At 68.6% G+C, this 21,480-nt stretch carries 17 protein-coding genes; 11 read left to right on the top strand and 6 right to left on the bottom strand.

The window, feature by feature from the left end; translation table 11 throughout:
- From D7006_RS24675 to mraY, 4 genes are all read left to right on the top strand, one after another.
- Window positions 1-1,947, top strand: a complete 1,947-nt coding sequence (locus tag D7006_RS24675) for a penicillin-binding protein 2 (RefSeq protein ID WP_237354943.1) — start codon at window positions 1-3, stop codon at window positions 1,945-1,947.
- A gap of 90 nt (window positions 1,948-2,037) precedes the next feature.
- Window positions 2,038-3,516, top strand: coding sequence for a UDP-N-acetylmuramoyl-L-alanyl-D-glutamate--2,6-diaminopimelate ligase (locus D7006_RS24670; protein WP_237354942.1), 1,479 nt, complete (start codon window positions 2,038-2,040; stop codon window positions 3,514-3,516).
- A complete protein-coding gene (locus D7006_RS24665) occupies window positions 3,513-4,973 on the top strand; it encodes a UDP-N-acetylmuramoylalanyl-D-glutamyl-2,6-diaminopimelate--D-alanyl-D-alanine ligase (RefSeq protein ID WP_371745006.1) in 1,461 nt (486 codons plus the stop codon). The genes D7006_RS24670 and D7006_RS24665 overlap by 4 nt, the downstream gene beginning before the upstream one ends.
- A 7-nt stretch (window positions 4,974-4,980) precedes the next feature.
- A complete protein-coding gene (gene mraY / locus D7006_RS24660) occupies window positions 4,981-6,066 on the top strand; it encodes a phospho-N-acetylmuramoyl-pentapeptide-transferase (protein WP_237354940.1) in 1,086 nt (361 codons plus the stop codon).
- Window positions 6,067-6,143: 77 nt separating this feature from the next.
- Here the strand turns inward: mraY and D7006_RS24655 are convergent, their stop codons facing one another.
- Window positions 6,144-6,362: a DUF2892 domain-containing protein gene (locus D7006_RS24655; RefSeq protein WP_229645965.1), complete on the bottom strand. Its 219-nt coding sequence runs from the start codon at window positions 6,360-6,362 to the stop codon at window positions 6,144-6,146.
- 243 nt (window positions 6,363-6,605) lie between these two features.
- Between D7006_RS24655 and murD the strand changes: the two genes are divergently transcribed.
- From murD to D7006_RS24625, 6 genes are all read left to right on the top strand, one after another.
- Entirely contained in the window at window positions 6,606-8,150 is a 1,545-nt protein-coding gene (gene murD / locus D7006_RS24650) for a UDP-N-acetylmuramoyl-L-alanine--D-glutamate ligase (protein WP_237354938.1), read from the top strand.
- 108 nt (window positions 8,151-8,258) lie between these two features.
- On the top strand, window positions 8,259-9,152 hold the full coding sequence (locus D7006_RS24645; protein ID WP_237354936.1) for a TIGR01459 family HAD-type hydrolase: 894 nt from the start codon (window positions 8,259-8,261) through the stop codon (window positions 9,150-9,152).
- Between the two features lie 133 nt (window positions 9,153-9,285).
- A complete protein-coding gene (locus D7006_RS24640; RefSeq protein ID WP_237354934.1) occupies window positions 9,286-10,239 on the top strand; it encodes a bifunctional riboflavin kinase/FAD synthetase in 954 nt (317 codons plus the stop codon).
- Window positions 10,240-10,295: 56 nt separating this feature from the next.
- Window positions 10,296-11,546, top strand: coding sequence for an aminotransferase class I/II-fold pyridoxal phosphate-dependent enzyme (locus D7006_RS24635; protein ID WP_371745005.1), 1,251 nt, complete (start codon window positions 10,296-10,298; stop codon window positions 11,544-11,546).
- 20 nt (window positions 11,547-11,566) lie between these two features.
- Window positions 11,567-14,044 (top strand): DNA translocase FtsK, encoded by a 2,478-nt coding sequence (locus tag D7006_RS24630; RefSeq protein ID WP_371745140.1) that lies wholly within the window; start codon window positions 11,567-11,569, stop codon window positions 14,042-14,044.
- A gap of 196 nt (window positions 14,045-14,240) precedes the next feature.
- Window positions 14,241-15,053, top strand: coding sequence for an outer-membrane lipoprotein carrier protein LolA (locus D7006_RS24625; protein WP_237354931.1), 813 nt, complete (start codon window positions 14,241-14,243; stop codon window positions 15,051-15,053).
- 28 nt (window positions 15,054-15,081) lie between these two features.
- On the opposite strand, the gene recR is transcribed toward D7006_RS24625, so the two are convergent.
- Window positions 15,082-15,687, bottom strand: a complete 606-nt coding sequence (recR, locus tag D7006_RS24620) for a recombination mediator RecR (RefSeq protein WP_237354929.1) — start codon at window positions 15,685-15,687, stop codon at window positions 15,082-15,084.
- Between the two features lie 695 nt (window positions 15,688-16,382).
- Here recR and D7006_RS24615 point away from each other — a divergent pair.
- A complete protein-coding gene (locus D7006_RS24615; RefSeq protein ID WP_169123454.1) occupies window positions 16,383-16,847 on the top strand; it encodes a MucR family transcriptional regulator in 465 nt (154 codons plus the stop codon).
- A 105-nt stretch (window positions 16,848-16,952) separates the two neighbouring features.
- Here D7006_RS24615 and D7006_RS24610 read toward each other — a convergent pair whose 3' ends face one another.
- The 4 genes from D7006_RS24610 to mnmG form a co-directional block, all read right to left on the bottom strand.
- Window positions 16,953-17,846: a ParB/RepB/Spo0J family partition protein gene (locus D7006_RS24610; protein ID WP_229645958.1), complete on the bottom strand. Its 894-nt coding sequence runs from the start codon at window positions 17,844-17,846 to the stop codon at window positions 16,953-16,955.
- Window positions 17,847-17,872: 26 nt separating this feature from the next.
- Window positions 17,873-18,727 carry a ParA family protein gene (locus D7006_RS24605; RefSeq protein WP_237354927.1) on the bottom strand — a complete coding sequence of 285 codons (855 nt, stop codon included), beginning with the start codon at window positions 18,725-18,727 and terminating at the stop codon, window positions 17,873-17,875.
- A gap of 106 nt (window positions 18,728-18,833) precedes the next feature.
- Window positions 18,834-19,490, bottom strand: a complete 657-nt coding sequence (gene rsmG, locus D7006_RS24600) for a 16S rRNA (guanine(527)-N(7))-methyltransferase RsmG (RefSeq protein WP_237354926.1) — start codon at window positions 19,488-19,490, stop codon at window positions 18,834-18,836.
- Window positions 19,491-19,533: 43 nt separating this feature from the next.
- The gene (gene mnmG / locus D7006_RS24595) at window positions 19,534-21,411 is read right to left on the bottom strand and encodes a tRNA uridine-5-carboxymethylaminomethyl(34) synthesis enzyme MnmG (RefSeq protein ID WP_237354924.1); all 1,878 of its coding nucleotides are present in this window, start codon (window positions 21,409-21,411) and stop codon (window positions 19,534-19,536) included.
- Window positions 21,412-21,480: the final 69 nt, after the last annotated feature.

Below are 21,480 nucleotides of genomic sequence, written 5' to 3'. Positions count from 1 at the left end.
ATGGCTGATCTGTCTTCCATCTCCGCCCGCCTCGCCCGCCTGTGGGCCGGCATCGTCGCCACCGTCGGCCCCGTGCTCCGGGATGCCGACGCCGCCTGCGCGGTGCTGCTCGATCGTCTTGGCGCCGGCAGCAAGGCCGCCGGCCGTGCCACCGCACGCGGCTCCGCGCGGGCTGCCCTCGCAAGCTGGAACGTGCTGTGGCCGTTCACGGTGCGGCTCGGATATCTCGCCTGGCGCGGCGTCCGCCACGTGGTGCGCGGCCTGTTCGGCCTCGACCGTGGAGATCCCGATACCGTGGCGCGCGGCCGCATCCGGCTGGTGATGCTGGCCTTCTGCTGCCTGTTCGTCGCCATCGCGGTGCAGCTCTCCCACCTCGCCATGACCGCGGACGGCGGCGGCGGGCGCGGGCGCGGCTCGGATGCCGTGGCCTCCGCGCGGCCGGACATCATCGACCGCAACGGCGACATCGTCGCCATCGACGTGAAGTCCCCTTCCCTGTTCGCCGAGCCGCGCCGCCTTATCGATCCCGACGAGGCGCTGGAAGGCCTGCTCAAGGTGCTGCCCGATCTCGATGTCGAGGAAGCCCGCAAGCGCCTGAATTCCGGCAAGGGCTTCGCCTGGCTGAAGCGCGAGATCACGCCGGCGCAGATGCGCGCCATCCACCGCCTCGGCTTTCCCGGCATCGGCTTCCTGAAGGAAAACCGCCGCATCTATCCCGACGGCCCGATCATCTCCCACGTGATGGGCGGGGTGAACGTGGACAATCAGGGCATTTCCGGCATCGAGAAGTGGATCGACAGCCGCGGCCTCGCCGAGCTGCATCTCGCGGGCTTCGCCACCGACCGGCAGCAGGAGCCGGTGCAGCTCTCCATGGACGTGCGCGTGCAGCACGCCGTGCGCGACGAGCTGGTGAAGGCGAAGAACAAGTTCCAGGCGCTGCACGCCATGGCCGTCGTCACCGAGGTGAACACCGGCGAGATCATCTCGCTGGTATCGATCCCCGACTTCGACCCCAACACATCCGGCAACCCCAAGGACGACGCCTATCTCAACCGACTCACCACCGGCGTCTACGAGATGGGCTCCACCTTCAAGGCGCTGTCCTTCGCCATGGCGCTCGATTCGGGCAAGATCGGCCTGAACTCGACCTTCGATGCCCGCGGCGCGCTGCATTTCGGCAAGTTCGCCATCCACGACTACCACGCCGAGAATCGCGTTCTCACCGTGCCGGAGATCTTCCTCGTCTCGTCCAACGTGGGCACGGCGAAGATGGTGCTCTCCCTCGGGGTGGAGGCGCACAAGGCGTTCCTGAAGAAGATGGGCCAGCTCGACCGGCTCAAGACCGAGCTTCCGGAAAGCTCCGAGCCCATCGTGCCGAAGCGCTGGGGCGAATTGAACTCGGCCACCATTGCCTTCGGCCACGGCCTCTCCGTCGCCCCGCTGCAGGCGGTGATGGCGGTGAATTCCATGGTCAATGGCGGCTTCCTCATCCCGCCCACCTTCATCAAGCGGACGCCGGAAGAAGCGCAGAAGGTCGCGGTGCGCGTGCTGAAGCCCGAGACCTCGGACAAGATGCGCTACATCATGCGCCTCAACGCCGAGAAGGGCACCGCCACCAAGGCCGAGGTTCCCGGCTTCCTGGTCGGCGGCAAGACGGGCACCGCCGAGAAGGTGGTGAACGGGCGCTACGCCAAGAACAAGCTGCTCACCTCGTTCACCGCCGTCTTCCCCATGGACAAGCCGCGCTACCTCGTTCTGGTGATGCTCGACGAGCCAAAGGCGACTTCCGAGACGTACGGCTTCGCCACCTCGGGCTGGAACGCTGCGCCCACCGCCGGCAAGATCGTCGAGCGCATCGCCCCGATGCTCAACATCGCGCCGCGCCAGAACCTGCCCAATGCGGAGCAGCTGCTGCGCATGCCGCTCAAGGTCGCCGACCGCAATTGATGTCACCGCTGCGGGAGCACGTTACCGCCACCGCAGCGACAGCCCGCGCGGGGTGACAACCGGGGCGGGCGAATGCCAAAAAGGGGTCCGATGACCATGCATTCCCTCGGACAGCTCCTCGACGGCCACGCCCGCATCCTGACGCCCGACGGTGCCGGGGAGCCGATCACCGGCCTATCCTCCGACAGCCGCCGCATCACGCCCGGCGACCTGTTCGTCGCCATTCCCGGCACCCATGCGGACGGAACGCGCTTCATCGCCGACGCCATCGCGCGCGGCGCCGCCGCCGTGCTGATGGAGCCGACCGCGCCGGCCCCCATCCTGCCGCCGCAGGTCGCCCTCGCCTTCACGCTGGATGCCCGGCGCTCCCTGTCGCTCGCCGCCGCGCGCGTCTATCCGCGCCAGCCGAAGACCATCGCCGCCATAACGGGCACCGCGGGCAAGACCTCCGTCGCCTTCTTCCTGCGGCAGATCTGGGAGCGGCTCGGCCATCGCGCCGCGTATCTGGGCACCATCGGGCTGGTGAAGCCGGACGGCGCCACCTATGGCAGCCTCACCACGCCCGACCCGGTGGAACTGCACGCCACCCTCGATGCGCTCGCGGGAGAGGGCGTCACCCACATGGCGCTCGAAGCCTCCTCCCACGGCCTCGACCAGAAGCGGCTCGACGGCGTGCGCCTCTCCGCTGGTGGCTTCACCAATCTCGGCCGCGACCATCTCGACTATCACCCGACGATGGACGCCTATTTCCGCGCCAAGCTCCGCCTCTTCACAGAGGTGATGCCGCTGGACGCCGCCGCCGTGGCCGTCACCTCCGCTCCCTTCGCCGCGACCGCGCTGGCCTGGGCGCACACGCGCGGCCTCAGGCTCCTGCCCATCGGCGAGGGCCGGGCGGATGGCATCGACATCGCCGCCGCGACGGGTTCACCAGCGGGGCAGAAGGTGATGTTCGCGGACGGCTCCAGCGCGGTGGTACCGCTGGTCGGGCGCTTCCAGCTGGACAATGCCTTGCTGGCCGCCGGCCTCGCCATCGCCTGCGGTGCCGACCGCGCCGAGGCGTTCGCCGCCCTCGCCCACCTCAAGGGTGTTCCGGGCCGGCTGGAGCGCATCGGCGACGACCCGCGGCGGCCAGTGTTCGTGGACTACGCCCACAAGCCCGAGGCTCTGGCCACCGTGCTCGATACCCTGCGCGCGGCCATCCCCGGCCGGCTCGTGGTGGTGGTCGGCTGCGGCGGCGACCGCGACCGGGGCAAGCGGCCCATCATGGGCGCCATCGCCGCGATGAAGGCGGACACGGTGATCGTTACCGACGACAACCCGCGCAGCGAGGATCCGGCGGCGATTCGCGCAGAGGTACTGGAAGGTGCCAGCGGCGCCGGCTTTGGCAATGTGCGCGAGATCGGCGACCGTGCGGAAGCCATCCGTACCGGCGTCGGCCTCATCGAAAGCGGGGATGCGCTGCTCGTTGCCGGCAAGGGTCACGAAACCGGCCAAATCATCGGCGACCGGACATATCCATTCTCGGATGCGGCGGAAGTCCTCGCCGCCCTCAAGGAGGTGGCGGCATGAATTCGGGCACGGGTATGGGCGAAACGGAAGGCCGGGTCCTCCACACCGTCGCGGAAATGGCGGCGGCCATGGGGGCGGAGGTCCGCGGCACGCCGCGCGATGCCACCGGCATCTCCATCGACAGCCGCTCGCTCGCGCCCGGCGATACCTTCTTCGCCATCGCCGGCGAGAACAGCGACGGCCACGCTTATGTAAGCAAGGCGCTGGAGGCCGGCGCCTCGGCCTGCGTGGTGGCGCGCGACAAGCTGCACCAATTCCCCGCCGACGCCCCCCTTCTCGTGGTGGACGACGTCCTCGCCGCCCTCACCGACCTCGCCCGCGCCAGCCGTGCGCGCTCCCGGGGCGGTATCGTCGCGGTGACGGGATCGGTGGGCAAGACCACCACCAAGGAGGCGCTGCGCATCGCGCTCGGCGCCGATGGCGAGACCCACGCCTCGGCCGCCTCCTACAACAATCACTGGGGCGTGCCCCTCTCCCTCGCCCGGCTGCCGCGCGAGGCGCGCTACGGCGTTTTCGAGATCGGGATGAACCATCCCGGCGAGATCACGCCGCTGGTGAAGCTGGTGCGCCCACAGGTCGCCATCATCACCACCGTGGAGCCGGTCCACATCGCCCAGTTCTCGGGGATCGAGGAGATCGCCGACGCCAAGGCGGAGATCTTCCAGGGGCTGGAGCCGGGCGGCGCCGTGGTGCTGAACCTCGACAATCCCCTCTTCCCCCGGCTCAAGGCCGCCGCCGAGGCGCTGGGCATCGACCGCATCGTCACCTTCGGCGAGACCGCCGGGGCCGACGTGCGGCTGAAGGAGGCGGCGCTGCAATCCTACTGCTCGGTGGGGGTGGCGGACGTGATGGGCACGCCGGTGACCTTCAAGGTCGGCATGCCCGGCCGCCACATCGTGCAGAACATGCTGGCGGTGCTGGCCGCGGCGAAGCTCGTCGGCGCCGATCTCGCGCTCGTCGGCCTCGCCCTCTCCCGCATGAAGGCGCCTCCCGGCCGCGGCGTCGCCCTGCGCCTGCAGGTGAAGGGCGGACAGGCGACGCTGCTGGACGAGAGCTACAACGCCAATCCCGCCTCCATGCGCGCTGCCCTCGACGTGCTCAGCCGCACCCCGGTGGGTCCGCGCGGCCGCCGCATCGCGGTGCTCGGCGACATGCTGGAGCTCGGCCCCGACGGCGAGGCCCATCACGCCGAGCTCGCCGAGGCGATCCGCACGGCCAAGATCGATCAGGTCTATTGCTGCGGGCCGCAGATGCACGCGCTCTGGCAGGCCCTGCCCTCCGAGCGGCGGGGCGGCTATGCGATCCACGCCTCCCACCTCGAGCCCATGGTGGCTTCCGCCATCCGGGGCGGTGACACGTTGATGGTCAAGGGTTCCAACGGCAGCCGCATGGGACCGCTGGTCAAGAGCCTCTCCGAGCGCTTCCGCGCCGCCGAGGATGCGCTGCTCGAAGGATAGAATTCAGATGCTCCAGTGGCTTACCGAACTCCACCAGTCCTTCACAGCCTTTAACGTCTTCCGCTACATCACCTTCCGCACCGGCGGCGCCGTGATCACGGCGCTGCTGTTCGTGTTCCTGTTCGGCCCGGCCATGATCTCCATGCTGCGGCTGAAGCAGGGCAAGGGCCAGCCCATCCGCACCGACGGGCCGCAATCGCACCTGCTCACGAAGAAGGGCACGCCCACCATGGGCGGGCTGATGATCCTCGCCGGCATCACAGTGGCGACGCTGCTGTGGGCGAATCTCTTCAATTTCTACGTCTGGGTGGTGCTGCTGGTGATGCTCGGCTTCGGCATGATCGGCTTCTATGACGATTATCTCAAAGTCACCAAGCAGACCCACAATGGCCTGTCCGGCAAGGCGCGCCTCGCCATCGAGGCGATGATCTCCGGCGTCGCCGTGGTGGTCATCATGACCATGGGCAAGTCGGGCCTCTCCACCTCCGTGGCTTTCCCCTTCTTCAAGGACCTGCTGCTCAATCTCGGCGTCTTCTTCGCCATCTTCGGCATGTTCGTCATCGTCGCGGCCGGCAATGCGGTGAACCTCACCGATGGTCTTGACGGCCTCGCCATCGTGCCGGTGATGATCGCGGCCGGCACCTTCGGCCTCATCGCATATCTCTCCGGCAACGTGCGCTTCGCCGATTACCTGCAGATCCACTACGTCGCCGGCGTCGGCGAGCTGGCGGTGGTCTGCGGCGCGGTGATGGGGGCCGGCCTCGGCTTCCTGTGGTTCAACGCCCCGCCCGCCCAGGTCTTCATGGGCGACACCGGCTCGCTGGCGCTGGGCGGCCTGCTCGGCACGGTCGCGGTGGCCACCAAGCACGAGATCGTGCTCGCGGTAGTCGGCGGCCTGTTCGTGCTGGAGGCGGTGTCGGTGATCGTGCAGGTGGCCTCGTTCAAGCTCACCGGCAAGCGGGTGTTCAAGATGGCGCCCATCCACCACCATTTCGAGCAGCTCGGCTGGACCGAGCCGCAGGTGGTGATCCGCTTCTGGATCGTCGCGGTCGTGCTGGCGCTGGCGGGCCTCGCGACGCTCAAGCTGCGGTGAGGGCTTCCATCTCACACTAAAAGAAGGCCCGCTGGAGCGATCCGCGGGCCTTTTTCACGACATGACGCCGAAAGACGTCACCGCCCGCACGTATTGATGCCCAGCAGCGGATAGGCCGGGCAGAAGCGGAAGGCGGCGGTGAGCAGCATCACCACGCCCACGGCGCCGATCAGCCAGGCCCAGTTGCCGAGTCCGCCCAGCGCCGGCACGGAGGGGGCCACGAACGGCACCAGGATCAGCACGATCCCGGCGACGAAACGCAGCACGCGATCAAATCCACCCACGTTCGCAACCATCTCGTTCTCCCAATTCCAGCCTGCAAGTGCAGCGGAGACATCGGCGGGGCAAATCCGGCGCGGCAGGCCCCGGCGCCCCCGTCTCCTACATTCAATAATATGAATGTCGGATCAGGCAAGCAGGGGATTTCCCTTAAGGCGACCTCATCGGGAAATCTGCCTGCGAAAGGGGTTCGCACTTTTTCGCATCATGCTCTAGACGGAAACCCGGACTGCATTGCCGCAACGGACGATTTTACCGCCATGATCCCCGTCACCGTCTTCAAGGATGCAACCGTCGCCCTTTTCGGGCTGGGTGGCTCGGGCCTTGCCACCGCAGAGGCGCTCAAGGCCGGCGGCGCCACCGTCGTCGCCTATGACGATTCGGAGGCCTCGCGCCGCAAGGCCGGAGAGGCCGGCATCCTCGTGCAGGATCTCCACGATATCGACTGGACCATCGTCCAGGCGCTGGTGCTCGCCCCCGGCGTGCCACTGACCCATCCCGAGCCGCACTGGTCGGTGAAGCTGGCGCGGGCGGCGGGCGTCGAGATCATCGGCGACATCGAGCTGTTCTGCCGCGAGCGGCAGGCGATTGCGCGCCGCTCTCCGTTCGTGGCCATCACCGGCACCAACGGCAAGTCCACCACCACGGCGCTCATCACCCACATCCTGCGCGTCGCCGGCCGCGACGTGCAGATGGGCGGCAATATCGGCACCGCCATCCTCTCCCTCGCCCCGCCGAAGCCCGGCCGGGTGCATGTGGTGGAGTGCTCCTCCTACCAGATCGACCTTGCCCCCGGCCTCGACCCCTCCGTGGGCGTGATGCTCAACATCACTCCGGACCATCTCGACCGGCACGGCACCATCGAGAACTACGCCGCCGTGAAGGAACGCCTCGTCACCGGCGTCGAGCAGACCGGCACCGCCGTGGTCGGCGTGGACGACGATTTCTCCGCCGCCATGGCCGACCGGGCGGAGCGCGCCGGCAAGCATGTGGTGCGCATCTCGGTCAGGCGTCCCCTGCCCGACGGCATCTGGCGCGAGGGTGAGACGCTCGTGGTGTCCGAAGGCGGCGCCGAGGTGTTCCGCCTGCCGCTGGGCGGCATCGGCTCGCTGCGCGGGGCGCACAATGCGCAGAATGCCGCCGCCGCCTATGCCGCCTGCCGCGCGCTCGGCGTCGCGCCGGAGGTCATCGCGGTGGCCATGAAGCGCTTCCCCGGCCTTGCCCACCGCATGGAAGAGGTGGGCAACAAGGGCAAGGTGCTGTTCGTCAACGATTCCAAGGCGACCAATGCGGATGCCGCCGAGCGGGCGCTGACGAGCTTCACCGACATCTTCTGGATTGCCGGCGGCAAGCCGAAGGCCGGCGGCATCGCGCCGCTCGCCCCCTTCTTCGATCATATCGCCAAGGCCTATCTCATCGGCGAGGCGGCGCAGGAATTCGCCGCGACGCTGGCGGACAAGGTGCCGCACGAGATCGTCGGCACCCTCGACAAGGCGGTGGAAGCCGCCGCGCGGGACGCCGAAGCCGCGGGGCGTCCGGACGCGGTGGTGCTGCTCTCGCCGGCCTGCGCCAGCTTCGACCAGTATCCCAATTTCGAGGTGCGCGGCGACGCCTTCCGCGCGCTGGTGCAGGCGCTGCCGGGCATCGAGGCCCGCACCCGGTCCACCACGCCGGTGGCGCAGAAGGAGCCGCCCAAGGGCGGCGGCCATCCGCATGGCAACCCCCATGGCAACCCCCACGGCGGCGGACACCCCCATGGCATGGGCGGACATCCCGGAGGCCACCCCGGCAAGGGGCATCCCTGACCCTCGTCCCGGCTTCGTCCGCCGCCCCGCAATCCGCCCGGAGCCGGCGGCCGGCCTTGTGATTCAAGGTCTTCCGTGGCATTTGTGCGCCGCACAATGGAGAGATCGATGGCCGAGACCGGCACCCGTACGCCCCTGCACGCCCCGCCGCTGGTGGAAGGCCTCTCCGCCTTCGCGGGGGACTACGACCTGATCCTCTGCGACGTCTGGGGCGTGCTGCACAACGGCGTCGCCGCCTTTCCCGCCGCCTGCGAGGCGCTGACGAAGGTGCGGGCGGGCGGTGCCACGGTGGTGCTGGTCTCCAACGCGCCGCGTCCCAACCGCTTCATCATGGGCATGCTGGACGGCCTCGGCGTGCCGCGCACCGCCTATGACGCCATCGTCACCTCCGGCGACGTGACGCGCGACATGCTGGAGGCGCGGCCGGGTGCCCGCTTCTACCACCTCGGCCCCGCGCGGGACGTGGGCACGTTCGACGGGCTGGACCTCACCCTCACCGGCCTTGACGAGGCGGACCTCGTGGTCTGCACCGGCCTCCTCGACGATGACGTGGAGACCCCGGAGGATTATGCCGACGCCCTCGCGGCCATGAAGGCGCGGGAGCTGCCGTTTATCTGCGCCAATCCCGACCTCGTGGTGGAGCGCGGCGACAAGCTGATCTTCTGCGCCGGCGCCATCGCCCAGGCCTACGAGCAGATCGGCGGCAAGGCGTTTTGGTGCGGCAAGCCCTACCGGCCCATCTACGACACCGCCTTCGCCCGCGCCGAGGTGATCCGCGGCGAGGCGGTGGAGCGCGCCCGCGTGCTCGGCATCGGCGATGCGCTGCGCACCGACATCGCCGGCGCCAACGATGCTGGCTTCGACAGCCTGTTCATCTCCGGCGGCATCCATGCGCAGGAGCTGAAGTCCATCGACGGCGCCGTTCCCGACACCGAATCCCTCGCCGACCTCTTCACCGGCCACGCCCATCCGCGCGGCGTCATGCCCCGTCTCGCCTGGTAGCGGCGACCGGGCGACATTCGGTTCCTTGAATTTGCCCGCGGTTTGACCGATCTCGAAGGCCGAATATCCTGTCCCGGTGCCATCGAGGTTCCGGGCATCCCGCCGAACACCAAGGCAAGGCTTGCGCCCGCCGATGACCGTGTCCCTTCCCCCTGATTTCGTGCTGGTCCGCGGCCCCGAGCCCCTGCCGCCGACGCTGACGCGGCCCGTCATCGCCATCGGCAATTTCGACGGCGTGCATCGCGGCCATCAGGCGGTGTTCGCCGCGGCCCACGCCATGGCGGCCGAGGCGGGAGGGCCGGCGCTGGCGCTCACCTTCGAGCCACACCCGCGCACCTTCTTCAACCCCGCCACGGCCCCCTTCCGCCTGACCCCGGCGATGGAAAAGCTGCGCCATATCGCCGAAAGCGGCCTTCAGGGCGCCATCGTGCTCGATTTCGATGCCGCCCTCGCCGCCATGGAGGCCGAGGACTTCGTGCGCGAGGTCCTGGTGGATCGATACGGAGTCGCCGGCGTGGCGGTGGGCTTCGATTTCCATTTCGGACGTCAGCGCGCCGGGTCTCCCGCCTTCCTCAAGGAGGCGGGCGAGCGGCACGGCTTCGCGGTGACCGTGGTCGAGCCCATGCGCGATGAGAACGACGCGATTTCCTCCACCGCCGTGCGCCGGGCGCTGGCTTCGGGGCAGGTGGGCCATGCCGCCCACATGCTGGGGCGCCCCTTCGCGGTGACGGCGGAGGTGATCCACGGTGACAAGCGGGGCCGCACCATCGGCTTTCCCACCGCCAATCTCGCCTTGCCGCAGGATCTGGAGCTGGCCTTCGGCATCTATGCGGTGCGTGCCGTGACGCCCGCTGGCCGGTTCGATGGCGTGGCGAACTATGGCCGGCGCCCCACCTTCGACAATGGCCGGGCGCTTCTTGAAGTCCACCTGTTCGATTTTTCCGGCGATCTCTATGGCCAGTCCATCGAGGTGGAATTCCACGCTTATATTCGGCCGGAACTGAAGTTCGAGGGCATCGACGCGCTGGTCGCGCAGATCAGGGCCGACGCGCAGCAGGCGCGAGAGGTTCTGGCACGCGAGGTCTGACGGATCGCTGGGTTAAGTTAGCCACACCTTAACCGGCTGGTCCCATTCTGGAGCGGATGACGAAAGCCGCCAGAAAAGACCGCAAAGCCGTGCCATCCGCTCCTGCCGCCCCCCCGGAAGACCGCCGCTCGCCCTTCATCCGGCTTGCCGACCTCCTCGCGGGGATCGAGCCGGGTCGCCAGCCGCTGAGCGCCGCCGTAGGCGAGCCGCAGCACGCCATGCCGGATTTCGTCGGCCCGGTTCTCACCAATAATCTCGCCGGTTTCGGCCGCTACCCGCGCGCCGAGGGCACGCCCACCTTCCGCGCCGCTGCCGCCCGCTGGCTGGCGCAGCGCTACAAGCTGGCGAAGCCGCTCGATGCGGACCGCGAAGTGTTGGCGCTGAACGGCTCCCGCGAGGGCCTGTTCTCCGCCGCCATCGTGGCGCAGCGCCTTGCCGACCCGGCCAAGGGCGCCAATGGCAAGCCAGCCATGCTGCTGCCCAACCCCTTCTATGCCGCCTACGCCGCGGGCGCGGAAGCCGCCGGCTGCGAGGCCGTGGTGATGCCGACCACGAAGGAAAGCGGCTGGCTGCCGGACCTCGACGCGCTAGATCCGGACCTGTTGAAGCGGACGGTGGCCATCTACATCGCCTCCCCCGCCAACCCGCAGGGCGCCATCGCCTCCGCCGACTATCTCGGCAAGGCGCTGGAGCTGGCGCGGCGCAACGGCGCCTTCCTGTTCTCGGATGAGTGCTATTCGGAAATCTATCTGGGCGCGGAAAAGCCGGCTGGCATCCTTGAGGTGGCCGGCACCGACCTCACCCGCGTCGTGGCGTTCAACTCCCTGTCCAAGCGCTCGTCCCTGCCGGGGCTGCGCTGCGGCTTCTGCGCCGGCGATCCCACTTTTCTGAAGGACTTCCTCGCCTTCCGCTGGGTGGCCGCGCCGCAGGTACCGGAGCCCTTGCAGGCGGTGGCCGTGGCGGCGCTGGAGGACGAGGCCCACGTCACCCGCTCCCGTGACCTCTATGCCGCGAAGTTTGACCTCGCTGACCGGATGCTCGCCGGCCGCTTCGGCTATGAGCGCCCCGGCGGCGGCTTCTTCCTCTGGCTCGACGTATCCCACCTTGCCGACGACCACCTCACCGGAGGCGAGGCGGCGGCGGTGAAGCTGTGGCGCGAGCAGGGCCTGCGCACGGTGCCGGGGGGCTATCTGGCCCGCCGCGACCTCACCGGGGCCAACCCCTCCGCCGGATTCCTGCGCGTCGCGCTGGTCCAGGATCTGCCCACCTGCGAGGAGGTGCTGAAGCGCCTCGTCGCGGCCCTCTGAAGGGAGCCGCGCCCATGCCCATGGCCCGCCGACGCCCGAAGGCTGCCGCCACCGCCGATGCCGTCATCAACAGCCGGATGGATGCGCCTCACCACCACATGCCGCGCATCGAACTGATCCCCGAGAGCATCCGCCTCGTGGTGCGCCGGCGCGGGCGTGAGATTGTCGGCACAGGACTGATCCTCGCGACGCTGATCTCCTTCGTCGCGCTCGGCACCTGGTCCGCGGCCGACCCCAGCCTGTCGAACGCCACCCATGCGCCGGTCACCAACCTGCTGGGACGGCCCGGCGCGATCATCGCCGATCTGCTGGTCCAGTTGTTCGGACTTGCCGCGCTCGCCGTGCTGCTGCCGCCGCTCTATGCCGGCTGGCGGCTCGTCACCCATCGCCCCTTTGCACGCGAACGCCTGCGCATCACCTGCTGGCTCATCGGGGTGCTGGGCGCCACCGCATTCCTCGGCGCCATCCCGCAGCCGGACCACTGGCCGGGCCTCACCGGCCTCGGCGGCGCTTTGGGCGATCTGTTTCCCCGCGCCTTCGGCGTGATGCGCGGCGGCGCCCTCGCCGCCCTCGATTCGATGCTGATCGGCGCGGCCGGGCTCGCCATCGGCGCCGCCGGCCTGTTCTTCGCCCTGAGCGGCGGCCGGCGCACGCCCCTGAAGCTTGCCCCCGCCTCCGAGCTGCCGGGCGAGGTGGGTGACGAGGACGAGGAGGACGACGGCACCGCCGTTTCCCTCGGTGCCCTCACCCACACCTTCCTGTCGTGGAAGGCCCGCCTCTCCGGTGCCGGGCTCGCCCGCCGCGCCATGCCCGCCCCCGCCGCTTCGGCCGGCCCAGCGGAAGGCGCAGGCCAACGCCAGGAACCGCGTCTCGAGGGTGCCAGCGCGCCCGCGCCCCACGACGTCCCCGATGCCCCGCTGGATGCTGCCTCTGAGAGCCCCGCTGCCCGCCGCCGCGCGGCCCGGCGCGGTGGCCGACGCGCCGGCTACCAGCATCCCTCCCTCGAATTGCTGACACCCGCGCCCCCCGCCAGGGCCCCGGCCATGAGCCCGGAGGCCTTGTCCGAGACCGCCCGCGAGCTGGAGGCGACCCTTCAGGACTTCGGCGTGCGCGGCGAGATCGGCCAGGTGCGCCCCGGCCCGGTGGTGACGCTCTACGAGCTGGAGCCGGCGCCGGGCATCAAGTCGTCCCGCGTCATCGGCCTCGCCGACGACATCGCCCGCTCCATGAGCGCCATCTCCGCCCGCGTCGCCGTGGTGCCGGGCCGCAACGCCATCGGCATCGAGCTGCCCAACCAGAAGCGTGACAAGGTGCTGCTGCGCGAGCTGATCGCCACCAAGGATTTCGGCGACACCGGGCACAAGCTCGCCATCGCGCTGGGCAAGACCATCGGCGGTGATCCGGTGATCGTCGATCTCGCCCGCATGCCGCATTTGCTGGTGGCCGGCACCACCGGCTCCGGCAAGTCGGTGGCCATCAATACCATGATCCTGAGCCTGCTTTACCGGCTGAAGCCGGAACAGTGCCGGCTCATCATGGTCGATCCCAAGATGCTGGAGCTCTCCGTCTATGACGGCATCCCCCATCTTCTTGCCCCGGTCGTCACCGATCCGAAGAAGGCGGTGGTGGCGCTGAAGTGGGCGGTGAAGGAGATGGAAGACCGCTACAAGAAGATGTCCAAGCTCGGCGTGCGCAACATCGACGGCTTCAACGCCCGGGTGAAGGACGCCAGCGAGAAGGGCGAATCCATCGCCCGCACGGTGCAGACCGGCTTCGACCACGAGACCGGCGAAGCCATCTACGAGCGCGAGGAGATGAACCTCGAGCCCCTGCCCTACATCGTCGTCATCGTCGACGAGATGGCCGACCTGATGCTGGTCGCCGGCAAGGACATCGAGGGGGCCATCCAGCGCCTCGCCCAGATGGCCCGCGCCGCCGGCATCCATCTGGTGATGGCGACGCAGCGCCCGTCCGTGGACGTCATCACCGGCACCATCAAGGCGAACTTCCCCACCCGCATCTCCTTCCAGGTGACCTCGAAGATCGACAGCCGCACCATCCTCGGCGAGATGGGCGCCGAACAGCTGCTGGGCCAGGGCGACATGCTCTACATGGCCGGCGGCGGCCGCATCAGCCGCGTCCACGGCCCCTTCGTCTCCGACGAGGAGGTGGAGAGCGTGGTCAAGCACCTCAAGGCCCAGGGCGCCCCCGCTTATGTGGAGGCGGTGACCGCCGAGGATGCGGAGGACGAGGACGGCGACGGCGCGGTGTTCGACAAGAGCGGCATGGGCGATGAGGGAATGGACCTCTATTCGCAGGCGGTGGCGGTGGTGATGCGCGACCGCAAATGCTCCACCTCCTATATCCAGCGCCGGCTCCAGATCGGCTATAATCGCGCTGCTTCGCTGGTCGAGCGCATGGAGAAGGAGGGCCTTGTCGGCTCGCCCAACCACGCCGGCAAGCGCGAGATCCTGCTGCCCGAGCAGGCAGCCGAATGAGCGTGCTGCGTCATTGTCCCGCCTGAACGGTTGCCGGTTCCGGTTGAAGCTTCGGCCAAACCGGAACAGAAGCGGCGCTGGGCGGTTTTCCCGGGCATCGGCAAGGCCACAGGTTCGCCATAGCCCGGCCGCAAGTTGCGTATTAGACCCCTGTCCATCCGATCAGCCCGCGCGGGGTGGGATCGGAGCGTCGGGAATGACCTTCCTGCCAGCGACACGCCCCGCGCCAGAGATGCTCATGATGCTCATCCGCTCCGCCGCCACCCGCCTTGCCCGCAGCGCCCAGCGCGAGACCCTCGTCCCGTCGGCGAAGGTGCGCCGCGTGGGCGCCGCCGGTCTGCTGCTGGCGCTGGGATTGGCTGCGGCCGGCCCGGCCGTCGCGCAAACGGTGCAGCCCCCCGCCGACCTCCTGCGCATACAAGGCCAGAAGCCCGGCCAGGCCGCCCCGGCCGTGGCCCAGCCGGCGGACGGCCGCGCGCCGAAGGCGACGGTGGACCGCATCACCAACTACTTCAATTCGGTGCAGTCGATGACCGGCACCTTTACCCAAATCGACCCGGACGGCTCCAAGCGCACGGGCGATTTCTACATGCAGAAGCCCGGCCGCGTGCGCTTCGAATACGATGCGCCGAGCCCGGTGGAGCTGATTTCCAACGGCCAGTCGGTGGCGGTCCGTGATCGGAATCTGAATACGCAGGACATCACGCCTTTGTCGCAGACGCCGCTGCGCTTCCTGCTCGCGGAGCGCATCGACCTTGGGGCGGAGCCGCATGTGACGGGCATCTTCCAGGACGACCGTTTCGTGACGGTGGTGATGCAGGAGACCGTGCCCATGTTCGGCACCTACCGGCTGCTCATCCTGTTCGATGCCAAGACCTCGGCCCTGAAGCAGTGGGTCGTTACCGACCCGCAGGGCTATGACACGCAGGTGTCGCTGTCGAACGTCCAGGTGAACAAGCGCCCCGACCCCAAGCTGTTCGTCATCAATTTCGAGCGGATGCTGCAGTAAAATCTGGGGACGACTGCCCGTCCGCCGATCACATCTGCGTGCGTGCGCGGATGGCGGCGGAAAGGGTGCCCTCGTCGAGATAATCGAGTTCACCGCCCACGGGTACACCCTGGGCGAGGCGGGTGACGCGGACGCCGGTGTCGCGCAGGACATCGGTGAGGTAATGGGCCGTCGTCTGCCCGTCCACCGTGGCGCCGAGCGCCAGGATCACTTCCGAGACCTCCTGGTCGTGCACCCGCGTGACGAGGCTCGCGATGTTCAGATCATCGGGCCCGACCCCGTCCAGCGGCGACAGAACGCCTCCCAGAACGTGATAGCGGGCATTGAGGACGCCGGCGCGTTCGAGCGCCCAGAGATCGCCCACGTCCGCCACAACCACCAGCGTACGCGCATCCCGCGTCGGGTCGGTGCAGACCGTGCAGGGGTCGGTGACGTCCACATTACCGCACGTGCGGCAGGTGACGATCTTGCCGATCGCGTCGCCCAGCGCCGCCGCCAGCGGCGCCATCAGTGCCTCGCGCTTCTTGATGAGATGCAGCGCCACCCGGCGCGCCGAACGCGGGCCGAGGCCGGGCAGCCGGGCCAGAAGCTGGATCAGACGCTCGATTTCGGGGCCGGCGACGGCGCGTGGCATGGCATCCTCGTCCCCGCATGGCGGGAGCGCTGGGCGTCCGGCGCCGCTCGGGAGAAACGTGCCGAACCATAGACCTGAAGCCGCCCCCGGGCGGGTGGCGGATCAGCCCCACCTAACGCGGTTCGGCCCGGCGCGCCAGCGTAAACGGCAGGGCCTCGGGCCCACGCTACCGACAGGCTCAAGACCGCTGTTCGTTTCGCCAAAGCAGCTCGAGGCAGGGGGCGCGACGTGAGGGAAACCTCTGCCGCCGCCGCACTCGAAAGTTGTACAAATCGGAGCATGTACTTGTTGCTGCCGCCGTAGAAGAACACAGCGCGGCGGCCTCCACCTAGTATCTCCCCGGCTACGGACGCACTGCCTTGATGGCCGGCGAACCGGGAACACTTCCAGGGTCCGATGTTTTCATCTGTCGGCCCATCGATTCGCTGATCTGCCAAGGATCATCTCACAAGGATGAACCCGCTACGGCACCTCCGAGACCGCCGCAAACCCGCTCTACTGCTGGTTTTCGAAGAACTTTTCAGACCCGATTGTATTTATAAGACGAGGTGATATAGATTAACCGTGAAACTTAGTCAGCCGATGCGGCGTCAGCCCCGGCGGAGCATGTGTCCGAGGCTCATCGTGACCCGGTCGCAGACCAACCGCTCCCCGCATTGCCCGCTCGCCATAGCGAAGAACAGAAAGGGACTCCCGTGAGCGACTCCGCGTCCAATACTCCGTCGCCGAGCTTCATCGACTTCACTGCGGACATCGTTGCCGCGTATGTGAGCAACAACAGCGTCGCGGCCACCGAGCTTCCCGGTCTCATCGAGTCCGTCTACCGCGCCCTCGGCCAGCTCGGCACCCCGGCCGCGCCGCAGGTGGAAGAGCAGAAGCCGGCCGTCCCGCTCAAGAAGTCGGTGACGCCCGAATACATCGTCTGCCTGGAAGACGGGAAGAAGTTCAAGTCTCTGAAGCGGCACCTGCGCACCAGCTACGGCATGACCCCCGAGGCTTACCGCGAAAAGTGGGGTCTTCCGAAGGATTATCCCATGGTCGCCCCGGCCTATGCTGCGGCCCGCTCCGAGCTCGCCAAGAACATGGGCCTCGGCCAGACCCGCAAGAAGGCGCCCGCCGCCCCTGCGAAGAAGACCACCCGTCGCAAGGCCGCTGCCTGATTATTCGAGATTTGGCCGCGTCCTCCCAAGAAGACGCGGCCAGGATCTCAACGAAGCAAGGCCGGGCATCTGCCCGGCCTTTTTCTTTGCCTGATGCTGTAAACGTCAGTCCAGGCCGAGCTTCCGGCAGATCTCGTCGAGCTGGTCGAGGCTCGCATAGCGGATGCGCAGCTCACCCGCCTCGCCCTTGCCTTCGAGGCTCACGGCCAGGCCCAGCGCATCAGCCAGCCGCTTCTCCAGTGCACGGGTGTCGGCGCTCTTGCGCTCAGGGGCAGGGGCGGGCGCACCGCGTCCCGTGACCGGGGCAGGGGGCGTCTTTGCCTTGGAGAGGGCTTCCACATCGCGCACCGTCAGGCCCTTGGCGATGACCTCACGGGCCACCTTCTCGGGATCGGAGACGGCGAGAAGGGCCCGCGCGTGGCCGGCACTGAGCCGCCCCTCCGCCAGATGCCCCTTCACGGCTTCCGGCAGCTTCAGCAGCCGCAGCGTGTTGGCGATGTGGCTGCGGCTCTTGCCGATGACCTTGGAAAGCTCGTTCTGGTTGTATTCGAACTCGTCCATCAGGGCTTCGTAGCCCTGCGCCTCTTCCACCGGATTGAGGTCGGCGCGCTGGACGTTCTCGATGATCGCGATTTCGAGCGCCTCGCGATCGCTGAGATCCAGCACCACCACCGGCACCTCGTGCAGGCTCGCCCGCTGGGCGGCCCGCCAGCGGCGTTCGCCGGCGACGATCTCGAAGCTATCGGACCCCTTCAGCGGCCGCACCACGATGGGCTGGATGATGCCCTTCTCGCGGATGGAGGCAGTGAGATCCTCCAACCCCTCCTCCAGGAAGGCGCGGCGCGGGTTGCGCGGGTTCGCCTTCACCTGCTCGATGGGCACGCGTCGCGGGCCGCCGCGGGTGCCCGAGCTGCGCGTCGGCGCCGCCTGCGGCTCGCCCATCTCGCCGATCAGCGCGGCAAGCCCCCGCCCCAGCCGGGAGCGCTGTTCATCCGCCATCTTCGTCCGGTCCCTCTGGTCGTCCCTCAGGCCGCTGCCGCCGCCCGTGCCGCACGCTCGCGCTGGATCACCTCCGACGCGAGCCGCAAATAAGCCTGTGACCCCAAGCACTTGAGATCGTATAGCAGAACCGGCTTGCCATAGGAGGGTGCTTCCGAGACGCGCACGTTCCGGGGAATGATGGTCTCATAGACCTTGTCCCCCATGAACTGCCGCACGTCCTGCACCACCTGCTCAGACAGGTTGTTGCGCCCGTCATACATGGTCAGCACGATGCCGTGGATGGTGAGGCTAGGGTTCAGACCCACCCGCACCTGCTCCACGGTCTTCATCAGCTGAGAGAGGCCTTCCAGCGCGAAGAACTCGCACTGCAGCGGCACCACGATCGCGTCCGCCGCCGCCATGGCGTTGACGGTGAGGAGCGACAGGGACGGGGGGCAGTCCACCAGCACATAGGAAAAGCGCGGCGCCTCGGGATCGGCCGCGAGTGCCCGGAGGGCGTCGCGCAGGCGATAGGCGCGATCGCGCTCGGCGGCGATCTCCAGCTCCAGCCCGGACAGATCGAGGGTGGAGGGCGCCACATAGAGCTGCGGAACCCCGGTCGGCATCACCGTCTCACGCATGGTGGCTTCACCCACCAGCACGTCGTAGGTGGAAACGTTGCGGGAGCGGCGATCGATGCCGAGGCCCGTGGAGGCGTTGCCCTGGGGGTCGAGGTCCACCACCAACACGGTCTCGCCGATGGCCGCCAGCGCGGTGCCGAGATTGATCGCTGTCGTGGTCTTGCCCACGCCGCCCTTCTGGTTGGCGAGCGCCAGCACGCGCGGCGCGCCGGCCGACAGGGAAAGATCGGCTCCCGAGGAATAATCAGCCTGGCTCATGGCCCGTGGTCCCCTTGGATCTGGTTCCGCGGGGCGTGACCCCCACGGATGAGAACGTCCACCCGGCGGCGTCGGCCCGATGGGGCGCGCCTTCCGGGCGGGGTGGCTATTTGCTGCTGCGCCTTGCGCTCCTCACGAGAAGAACCCGCGCCTCTCGGTCGCTGACGCTGGCGCGAAGATCGCAATCGAGTGTCCAGCCTTTACGGGCTTCGGTCAATTCGCGTTCGGCGTCGCGGCCCTTGGGAAACACCCCGAGCGCACCGGCCGAGAGGAACGGCTCGGCCAGCTCCAGAAGTTTGGGGAGAGGCGCCAGCGCACGCGCGGACACCACCTGCATTCCCGGCGCAAGTGTCTGCGCAACCAGCTCGATTCGCTGGGCGTGGACCCGCACCGGCAGCTCCGCAACCCGCGCCACTTCGCGCAGGAAGGCGGACTTGCGGGTGTCGCTCTCCACAAGATGGACATCCGCGCCCGGCCGCTCCGCCAGAACGGCGGCAATCACCAGACCGGGGAATCCGCCGCCGGACCCCAGATCCACCCACCGCGCGACGTCCGCCGGAACATGGTTAATCAATTGCAGCGAATCAGCGATGTGCCGGCTCCAAACGTCCGGCAGCGTCGCGGGCGCAACGAGATTGATGGTCTTCTGCCATTTGCGCAGCAGCTCGGCGATGAGGTCGAGGCGGCGGAATGTTTCACGTGAAACCAGCCCCTCGACCGTTGCACGCGTCGCGTCGTCGCCTCCCGCGCCAGTCCCCTTCATCGGCGCGCCTCCATCCCCGTGATCCACAGCTTGAACGAACCGATCATGCCGGGCGCCCACCCGCCCGACGCGCATGGGTGGCAATGAGCGCGAGCGCGGCGGGGGTCATGCCCTCCATCCGCCCTGCCTGTCCCACGGTGCGCGGGCGCACCCGCTCCAGCTTCTGCTTCAGCTCATTCGAGAGCCCCGGCAGATCGGCATAGGACAGCTCTTCCGGCAGGGAGAGCGCCTCGTCCTTCCTGAGCGTGTGAATGTCCGCCGCCTGCCGCTCCAGATAGACCGCATACTTCGCGTCGATCTCGACCTGCTCGGCAATGGCGGTCGGCAGCGCGGAGAGTTCCGGCCAAATCATCGCGAGCCGCGCCATGTCAATCTCGGGGTAGGCGAGAAGGTCGAAGGCGCTGCGGCGCTGGCCGTCGCGGTTCAAGGCAAGGCCGTGACGCGCCCCCTCCGTCGGCGTGAGGGACAGGCCGCGGGTGAGGGCGCGCGCCCTCTCCAGTGCCTGCGTACGCGTGTGGAAATGCGCCAGCCGCTCGGCGCCGACCAGACCAAGTGCATCACCACGTGCCGTCAGCCGCTGGTCGGCATTGTCGGCCCGCAGGGTCAGACGATATTCGGCGCGGGAGGTGAACATGCGATAGGGCTCGCTGACGCCGCGCGTCACGAGGTCGTCCACCATCACGCCCAGATAGGCCTCGGCCCGATCGAGCACGATCCCGTCCGACCCGCCCGCGCGCCGGGCGGCATTGAGGCCGGCGAGCAGTCCCTGCGCGGCGGCTTCCTCATAGCCCGTGGTGCCGTTGATCTGTCCCGCGAGGAAGAGACCCGCCACACGCTTGGTCTCCAGGGTCGGAGCAAGCTCGCGCGGGTCCACATGGTCATACTCGATGGCGTAGCCCGGCCGCAGCACGGCCACCTGCTCCAGACCGGGAATGGTGCGCAGGAAGGCGAGCTGCACGTCGGCCGGCAGGGAGGTGGATAGGCCATTGGGATAGACCGTGGGATCGTCCAGCCCCTCCGGCTCCAGGAAGATCTGGTGGCCGTCGCGATCGCCGAAGCGGACGATCTTGTCCTCGATGGAGGGGCAATAGCGCGGCCCGGTGCTGCCGATGCGCCCGGAATACATGGCTGAGCGGGAGAGGTTCTGCCGGATCAGCTCATGGGTCGCGTCGGTGGTGCGGGTGATGCCGCATTCCACCTGCGGATTGGGGAGGCGCGTGGTGAGCGCGGAGAAGGGCTCGGGCGGATCGTCGCCGGCCTGCATCTCAAGGCTGGCCCAGTCAATCGTCCGGCCATCGAGCCGGGCCGGCGTGCCGGTCTTGAGGCGGCCCAGCGCGAAGCCGAGGCGCGACAGGGCAGGGGAGAGGCCCAGCGCCGGCTTCTCCCCCATGCGCCCGGCGGGATAGCTCTCCTCACCGAGATGGATCAGCCCGTTCAGGAAAGTGCCGGTGGTGAGCACCACCGCGCCGCAGGCGAGCTCCCGCCCGTCGGCGAGGCGCAGCCCCACCACGCGGCCGTCCTTCACGAGGAGATCGTCGGCCTCCGCCTCGACGACTTCCAGCCCCGGCTGCTCGGCGAGAGCCTGCTGCATGGCGCGGGCATAGAGCTTGCGGTCAGCCTGCGCGCGCGGCCCTCGCACGGCAGGTCCCTTGCGTCGGTTGAGCACACGAAACTGGATGCCGCCCTTGTCCGCAACCCGGCCCATCAATCCGTCCAGCGCATCGATCTCGCGCACCAGATGGCCCTTGCCCAGACCGCCGATGGCGGGATTGCAGGACATGGCGCCGATGGTGGCCTGCGCGTGGGTGACGAGCGCCGTGCGCGCGCCGATCCGCGCCGCGGCGGCGGCGGCTTCGCATCCGGCATGTCCGCCGCCCACGACGATGACATCGAAGGCGAGCGGGTGGGGCGTTGCGTTCATGGTGGTCCGGGACAGAGGGATATTGCCCCTCTGGAAACGCCCCTTCTTGGGCGCCGTCAAGGCTGGGCA

Origin of the sequence: Xanthobacter sp. YC-JY1, assembly GCF_021730305.1 — a bacterium.
GTDB lineage: Bacteria > Pseudomonadota > Alphaproteobacteria > Rhizobiales > Xanthobacteraceae > Xanthobacter > Xanthobacter flavus.
The sequence above is the reverse complement of the archived record's forward strand: the minus strand, read 5'-3'. Positions and strand labels throughout refer to the sequence as shown.